Genomic DNA, 6,397 nt, shown 5'->3' on the forward strand with positions numbered 1-6,397 from the left:
TCGTCTTCGCATTCGTTTCGAACGTCGCGCTGATATTCATCAAGCATTCCTTAAACTTGGCTGCAGTCTGATCTGCTGGAGCAAACTTCAGCAGGCATCGCAGCCTTTATGAAACCGTCTCTAAGTATCTTGAATCAGCGTTGGCGCAGGCAAGTTGTTTTGCCGGCGCGGCCGTCCTGAAATTCACGCGTGGGCAAGATGGCCCGGCGTGCCCGTAAAAAAGCCCCGCTTTTTCAGGCGGGGCTTTCGGCTAACCAATCTGAACTGTCAATCTTGCTCGACGACGTTGATGCCTTCGCGCCGCTTCGACACCAGCCAGCCGCCACCTAGCACCACCACAAAACCCAGCACATAAGCCGCGTAGTTCAGCCCGGGCAAGCTATTCCAGAATGATTGCAAGACGGGTTCTGTAACGATCATGTGCATGGCGGTGTACACCAGGATCGCTGCACCAACGAAGATCGTCAGTGGGAAGCGTTCGATCAGTTTTAGTGCCAGCGTGGAGCCCCATACCATGATCGGCACCGAAATCAGCAAACCGACGATCACCAGCGCCATGCTGCCTTTGGCGGCTCCGGCCACGCCCAGGACATTATCGATGCCCATGACCGTATCGGCGATGATGATGGTTTTCAAGGCGGCGGCCATGGTGGTGGCTTTGACGCCGTGTGCTTCGCCGTCATCGGACTGGGTCAGCAAGCGGTAGGCGATCCACAGCAGGGCGACACCGCCGACCAGCAGCAGGCCGGGTATCTTGAGCAGCCAGACCGCGCCGATCGTCATCAGTACGCGCATGATGAGTGCGCCCGCCGTGCCCCAGATGATGGCTTTGCGGCGCAGATGCTCGGGCAGGTTACGTGCTGCCATCGCGATGACGATGGCATTGTCACCGGCCAGTACCAGGTCGATGACGACAATCGCCAACAGTGCTGCAAAAAAGGCCCCGACATTCCAGTCAGCCATGCCGAGCATTGAGAAAAAACCTGAGAAATCCATACAGTCTCCAACAAGAGTTAGCAAATAACCTCAGGCATGGACAGCGGCAGGAAGTGGCGGAGAGTAAGCGCGACACAATGCCTGCATGGATGCCATGCTGACAAAGGTCTTGCTCAACAGCGTTGCTGCCAAGGCAACCGGGCGCAGACGTTGTGTCTGTTCCGTGATGACGACTACCTTGCAAAACACCGACAGTCAGCGCAAGGCCATGTCAATGCTTGGGAGCTACTCCCCTTTGAGAGGGTGTTGCACGTATAACGCCATGCAACTGCCCCGGATTATACATCAGGCAGGTCAAAAATAAATGGGGCAGCGAATAGGGCGGGGAATACGGCTATTAAGAGTTTATCCTTGGCGCCAGTAATCCGGCTGTGCATAGGCGCGCCGCAGGAAGTCGACAAATAGGCGGATCCGTAGCGGCAGGTGGCGGCGCTGGGCGAAGACTGCGTAAATGTCGTTGCCGGGTGCGGCAAATTCGTCCAGCACAGACACAAGTTTGCCGGATTCGATTTCGCTGCCGACTTCCCACATCGAGCGCCAGGCCAGCCCTTTTCCAGCCAGCGCCCAATCGTGCAGCACCTGGCCGTCGTTGCAGACCATATTGCCGTTCACCTTGATCGTGACCACTTTACCGTTCTGGCGGAAGCTCCAGCCGCGCTGGCTGCCATCGCTGCTGATCGCCAGGCAGTTGTGCTTTTGCAGTTCTTCCAATGTTTTGGGTTTGCCGTGGCGTTTGATGTAGGCGGGGGAAGCCACCACGATGCGCTGGTTGTCCGCCAGTTTGGCACCGACCAGCGACGAGTCCGACAGCGAGGCGATACGGATTGCGACATCGATGCCCTCGCCGATCAAATCGACCACGCGGTCATTCAGATTGAGCGTCAGTGTTACGTCACGATGCTCGGTAAGGAGGGAGGGTATCAAGGGCGCGACATGCTGGCGGCCAAAACCGGCTGGTGCCGAAATCAACAGATGGCCGCTGGCGTGAGCGCTGCGTTCGGTAACCGCCGATTCGGCATTTTCCAGGTCGGACAGGATGCGCTGGCAATCTTCCAGAAACGCTTCACCCTCGTTGGTGAGGACAATTTTACGCGTGGTGCGTTGTAAAAGTTTTACGCCTAAACGTTCTTCTAAAGCGTCCAGGCGCCGTCCAATCATGGCCGGCGCGATCCCTTCGGCACGCGCCGCGGCTGACAGGCTGCCTTTTGCGGCGACATCGACAAAAGTTGAAAGTTGTTTGAATTGGTCCACTGTCGGCTGGGAGGTCAGTTTATGGGAGGTTAGCCGGGTGCTAAGCTCACTTGTGACTAAAACGCATAGATCAAATGATAAATCGTTTCACCTATTAAGATTTAGTTTAAATATACTGGATAGCGTAAAAAATAAATAATGCCATTCGGAATTCTGTATATCCGGCATGGTAAAACCCAGAACATAGCGCGGCACAATGTGAATGTGTTGTGCCATTGTTGTCGGCTACATTGACTATTTGACAGAATAAACAGGAGCAACGCATGACTCAATTGACACTGCCCGCAGGAATGGAAATCAACGGCGCTATCGAAGCCGGATACGCCGAGATTCTGACCCCCGACGCACTGGCGCTGGTCACCAAACTTAGTCGCGCTTTTGAGGCGCGTCGCCAGGAGTTGCTGGCGGTACGCGTCGAGCGCGCCAAGCGCCTGGATGCCGGTGAGCGTCCAGACTTTCTGCCTGAAACAGCGCACATCCGCAACGGCGACTGGAAGATCGCGCCGATTCCTGAGGCGCTGGAATGCCGCCGGGTAGAAATTACAGGGCCGGTTGAGCGCAAAATGGTGATCAATGCCCTCAATTCCGGTGCGGATAGTTACATGACCGATTTCGAGGACTCCAACTCGCCGGTCTGGGAGAACCAGATCACAGGTCAGATTAACCTGCGCGACGCCGTCCGTAAGACGATTGCGCTGGAGCAGAACGGCAAATCGTACAAGCTCAACGACAAGGTCGCCACGCTGGTGGTGCGTCCGCGGGGCTGGCACCTCGATGAAAAACACGTGTTGGTCGACGGCAAGCGCGTCTCTGGCGGTATTTTCGACTTCGCGTTGTTCATGTTCCATAACGCCAAGGAGCAAGTGGCACGCGGCGCCGGTCCTTACTTCTATCTGCCGAAGATGGAGTCGCATCTGGAAGCGTGGTTGTGGAACGATATCTTCGTGATGACGCAAAACGAACTGGGCCTGCCGCAGGGCACTATCAAGGCAACCGTGTTGATCGAAACCATCCTGGCCGCTTTCGAAATGGATGAGATCCTGTACGAACTGCGTGAACACAGTTCTGGTCTGAATGCCGGCCGTTGGGATTACATCTTCTCTTGCATTAAAAAATTCAAGCTGGACAAGGATTTCTGCCTGGCCGATCGCGCCAAGGTGACGATGACCGCGCCGTTCATGCGCGCCTATGCATTGCTGTTGCTGAAGACCTGCCACAAGCGCAATGCGCCGGCAATCGGCGGCATGGCGGCATTGATCCCGATCAAGAACGATCCGGAAAAGAATGAAATCGCCATGGGCGGTGTCCGCACCGACAAGGCGCGTGACGCCAGCGACGGCTACGATGGCGGCTGGGTCGCCCATCCAGGGCTGGTCGAACTGGCTATGACTGAATTCAAGAAGGTGTTGGGCGACAAGCCGAATCAGATCAGCAAACAGCGCGACGATATCAATGTTAGCGCTGCCGAGTTGCTTGATTTCAAGCCTGAAGCGCCGATTACTGAAGCCGGTTTGCGCTACAACATCAACGTCGGTATCCATTATCTGGGCGCTTGGCTGGCTGGTAACGGTTGTGTGCCGATCCATAACCTGATGGAAGATGCGGCAACCGCTGAAATCAGCCGTGCTCAGGTCTGGCAATGGATCCGCTCTACCAAGGGCGTGCTGGAAGATGGCCAGAAAGTCACTGCGGAGATGGTCGTGGCGATGATTCCGCAGGAGTTGGCCAAGGTTAAGGCATTGGTCGGCGATGGCGCAACTTATGATCGCGCTGCCCAGATATTTGAAGACATGTCGACCTCGGCGGCCTTTGCCGAATTCCTGACATTACCGCTGTACGAAGAAATCTAAAGCGCTTTTAACGCTCCGCCGCGGCTAGCCTCTGAAATGACTGCTTATGCCGCCGGCGTATAAAAAAGCCGATCGCAAGATCGGTTTTTTTTACGTCTGTCTTACCCGCCATGCGACTCATATTGAAATCAGTCGATGTCGTCGCGGCACCAGTCAGTAGGTAATTGTGATGGTCAGCGTATCGGTATAGGTTCCTGCCGGCTGGTTCTGGCCGCCAGGAATCAGTCCGTAGGCCTTGTAGTTGCGGGCGTTATTGCCTAAGCTCAGCAGGTAACTATCGGTTACCGTGCTGGTGCCGGCGCTGCCATCACCCCAGACGATGGAGCGCGCGTTATCCGTGTAGATATTGTAACTAAGCGAATTAGTGGCGCCCGATTTCAGCAGGCGCGTTGGAAAGGTACCGTTGCCGGCAGTTAGTTGAATGGTATAGCTGACCAGCAGCCCTAGCCCGTTGCAGGTGACCGTCACGGTGCCGGTGCCCGTGGCGCTGGTGCTGCCGGGCGAAGCATAGCTGCCAAAGGCGACGCCGGTGCCGGCGACAGTGCAGTCGGCCAGCAACGCCTGCGCGCTCAGCGGCAGTGCCAGCAGCATGCTGGCCGCCAGCCATTTCAAGCCGGGTTTCATGGATTCTCCTTGCCGCAGGTATAAGGGCCTAGTTGCGGGAAAGCTTCTAACTTGGCCAGCGCTGGAATCTCAAAGCTGCATTTGGTCGCGCTGTCGTTATGATCGACCACGACGATGCTTGCAGGATAGGCGATTTCCGGAATGAATACCTGGTCGCGTAATGCCACCTCTTGCGCCGTCTTGCTGCCGTTGACGTAGACCAGAGTGCCGACGGCGAGCGGCTTGCCTTGGCGGTCAGTCAGGGTCAGTGTTGCGCTCTGGTTTTGACGGGCGCTGAATTTTAGCAGGCTGCCTGTCCGGTAGCCGGGGACGACGGATTTGTGTGCCAGATCCAGCGCCATCGACAGCGGCAGATGCGCATCATCGAGATAGACGTTGTTGGATTCGTAGGGAACCAGCCGTGGGATGAAGCCGACGCCGTCCTTGTCGGTGTGTCCCACTTTGACGTTATTGGCATAGATGTCGATCGGTTGGCTGATCGGCACCTCAACCATCGCGAAACTTTGATCCATCCACCGTGTGGCACGGACGTGGCTGTCAAGCAGCGCTATGCCGCCGCGTGCTTCGAGTTGCAGGTTGGTTTGGCGATTGATGCGATTGGCATCGAAGGTATATTCCCCGGTGCTGCCCAGATAGTTGGCACCGATATCCTCGCCGCTGTTGTCGAATAGAGTTTTGCGTGCGCGATAACCCCAGCCGCCTTCTTGCGGCGTAGTTTGCTGGTATTCGGCGGTGACCGATTTGCTGCCTTGCTGGCCGCTCGCCGCCAGTTGCATGAAACTCTGGTGCTCCAGCGGGATGACCCACACAAAATTCGCCGATAGCGAACGATCTTGCGTCAGCGATTTAAGCAGGCCGAGGCTGATGCTGCCGTATTGACGCAAGTTGAAGTTGAGGCCGGTATTGATGGCGCGCACGTTGTCCTGACCGCGGTTGACTTGGCTCAGATAGCCAAGTGCGAGGTTGGTCCGGTCATTTAGTGACAAATTGGCTTGCGCTTGTATCTGCTGAGCTGGTGCCAGTATGCCGTCGTCGAGACCGAGTTGCCAGAAGCGCGCGCCGGCAGTTTGAGCACGCACGGTCAGCGCATATCGACTCCCTTGGCGGTCGAACTGCAGATATTGCTGGGTAGCGTTGCCGCGCTCGGAATTGCTGGCAGCGATGCCGCCTCTCAACAAGCCGATATTCGGCGCGGCAACGGTGGCGGCGACGCTGGCCGATTCGCGGCCACGCATGAGTTCTCCGTGGCCTTCGACTGTGGTGCCATCGCTGACGCCATAGCGCACTGTGGCGGAACTGAACGTTCTGCCGTAGTCACTCTCACTGGTGCCGAAGTTATTGCGCAAGGTGCCGATTTCGTAGGAGACATCTTTGGTGCCTTGGCGCAGTAGTTGGGCACTGGTGATGTAGCTCTGCGTGTAGACCTGCTGGCGGCCCAGTACATCGTGCACCACCATTTGCACGTTACCCTGGCCGGCATAAACCGGCAGGTTGTTAATGGTGAACGGGCCGGTATCGACCGGCTGTTTGAGTCGCAGAATATTGTTCACATAAATAGTCGCCCCTGAACAACCCCATCCCCCCCAATGTTGGCGGGGCCCGATGCCTCAAAAGCGGTTGCGGAATTTGCAAGAACATGGAATATTTCTATTCAATTTCTTGCAAATATTGTCGAG

Annotated in this window: 5 protein-coding genes and 1 pseudogene; 2 read left to right on the forward strand and 4 right to left on the reverse strand. The window is 56.4% G+C overall.

What is annotated here, in order from left to right; all coding sequences use genetic code 11:
* Positions 1 to 112 (forward strand): annotated as a pseudogene (locus tag ACIQ0R_RS10520) (IS5/IS1182 family transposase); the annotation flags it as partial.
* 155 nt (positions 113 to 267) lie between these two features.
* Here ACIQ0R_RS10520 and ACIQ0R_RS10525 read toward each other — a convergent pair.
* Both ACIQ0R_RS10525 and ACIQ0R_RS10530 read right to left on the reverse strand, forming a co-directional pair.
* On the reverse strand, positions 268 to 996 hold the full coding sequence (locus ACIQ0R_RS10525; RefSeq protein WP_395826971.1) for a TerC family protein: 729 nt from the start codon (positions 994 to 996) through the stop codon (positions 268 to 270).
* A 345-nt stretch (positions 997 to 1,341) separates the two neighbouring features.
* Entirely contained in the window at positions 1,342 to 2,247 is a 906-nt protein-coding gene (locus tag ACIQ0R_RS10530; protein ID WP_395826973.1) for a LysR family transcriptional regulator, read from the reverse strand.
* Between the two features lie 263 nt (positions 2,248 to 2,510).
* On the opposite strand from ACIQ0R_RS10530, the gene aceB reads away from it, so the two are divergent.
* Positions 2,511 to 4,097 carry a malate synthase A gene (gene aceB, locus ACIQ0R_RS10535; protein ID WP_395826976.1) on the forward strand — a complete coding sequence of 529 codons (1,587 nt, stop codon included), beginning with the start codon at positions 2,511 to 2,513 and terminating at the stop codon, positions 4,095 to 4,097.
* 153 nt (positions 4,098 to 4,250) lie between these two features.
* On the opposite strand, the gene ACIQ0R_RS10540 is transcribed toward aceB, so the two are convergent.
* Together ACIQ0R_RS10540 and ACIQ0R_RS10545 are read right to left on the reverse strand one after the other, a co-directional pair.
* Entirely contained in the window at positions 4,251 to 4,721 is a 471-nt protein-coding gene (locus ACIQ0R_RS10540) for a spore coat U domain-containing protein (protein ID WP_395826979.1), read from the reverse strand.
* Positions 4,718 to 6,271: a fimbria/pilus outer membrane usher protein gene (locus ACIQ0R_RS10545; protein ID WP_395826982.1), complete on the reverse strand. Its 1,554-nt coding sequence runs from the start codon at positions 6,269 to 6,271 to the stop codon at positions 4,718 to 4,720. Before ACIQ0R_RS10545 ends, ACIQ0R_RS10540 begins: the two co-directional genes overlap by 4 nt.
* Positions 6,272 to 6,397: the final 126 nt, after the last annotated feature.

The sequence above is a fragment of the Collimonas sp. genome (assembly GCF_044339385.1).
In the GTDB taxonomy this organism is placed as follows: domain Bacteria; phylum Pseudomonadota; class Gammaproteobacteria; order Burkholderiales; family Burkholderiaceae_D; genus Collimonas.